Source organism: Sphingobium jiangsuense, assembly GCF_014196495.1.
Lineage (GTDB): Bacteria > Pseudomonadota > Alphaproteobacteria > Sphingomonadales > Sphingomonadaceae > Sphingobium > Sphingobium jiangsuense.
On the sequence record NZ_JACIDT010000042.1, the window covers coordinates 5949 to 7162 of the forward strand.

Annotated in this window: 2 protein-coding genes; both read right to left on the bottom strand. The window is 56.6% G+C overall.

What is annotated here, in order from left to right:
* Positions 1–365: 365 nt before the first annotated feature.
* A complete protein-coding gene (locus GGR43_RS22930) occupies positions 366–809 on the bottom strand; it encodes a helix-turn-helix domain-containing protein (RefSeq protein ID WP_188074037.1) in 444 nt (147 codons plus the stop codon).
* 11 nt (positions 810–820) lie between these two features.
* Entirely contained in the window at positions 821–1129 is a 309-nt protein-coding gene (locus GGR43_RS22935; protein WP_188074038.1) for a DUF4258 domain-containing protein, read from the bottom strand.
* Positions 1130–1214 lie beyond the last annotated feature (85 nt).

Below are 1214 nucleotides of genomic sequence, written 5' to 3' on the forward strand. Positions count from 1 at the left end.
GAGGGCGACGCGGCGGCCGGGAAGAACCGGCAGCGACGAGCCATAAGGCGAAGTTTCGGGGATCATGGGCGATGGCCCGTTCGGAACCGATGCCGGTATCAAGCCCGGCCCGCGTCAACGAGGTTCCCGTTCTGCGAAAGCATCGGGCTTAGGTATGCGCTCCACCAATGTACAACGGGCGTCGAGAGGTACAGTCCTGCGACCGAGGCCAATCGTAGATTCTCGCAGGAGGACTGGCAGACGAAATCGGCGAGTAGGCTGGGGTAGCGCGCATAGATCATCCCCCGGCCCAAAGCCGAGCCGCGATCCCTGCATATGAAAAACCCCGCCATAATCGGCGGGGTTTCAGTGGACAATTCGGAAGTTCAGGCCGCAGCGCGCCAGTGGTCGTGATCTTCTCTCAGGCGAATCTCTGTGCGATCGATCTGGTCTAGTTTCGCCAAGCGATCCACGGCGTCGCGGATTTTGACGTTTCCTCCAACATACTCGGTATACAGCAGGCGTATCAGCCGGTCGGCTGGCCCATTCACTGGCTGGTTTCGGCACTTTTCCCAGCGGCGCACCGTCTGCTCCTCAGAGCCGATAATTGCGGCGATATTCCGCTGGCTCAACTCCATCGCCAAGCGAAGAAAGCGGAATTCCGCGCCATTGATCCGCTTCGGACCAGCAACGATCTGCTCACCAATCAGTCGATGCAAGCCTTCCGTATCGTGAATTGAAACGCCCTCGCCATACGGCGTCTGGTGTACGGTATAACCGTTCTCCAGGAACACGTTGTCGAGACCGCTCTCCTTGTAATGATAAGCCATCTCTTGCTCCCTCAATGATACACCGTGATAACGATCAGCCGACTGGGCCAATCAATCGCAACCACGCAATGCATCTCTTCACCGGCAGCGTGGCGATACATCGTCACCTGCCAATTGTGATGCGCATTCAAAAAAGGCCCCTCTTTAATGACCCCCTTCCGAATGCACGCCTCGATTTGCGACCGTGTAATGTGCCTTTGCCTGCCTCGCTTCTTACCATGCGGGACGATTACGATATTAGCGCTGTCCTGTGCCAGCTCCCGTATCATCCTCAGCGCATTTGGACTTGAGAGCGTCAGCGGAACCACATTCTCGGTCATGCACCTATCAATATGATAGGTACTAGCGCGGTGTCAATGAACAAAGCTTTAATGGCTGCTCCGAACTGGTACTGGCGAATTCGCG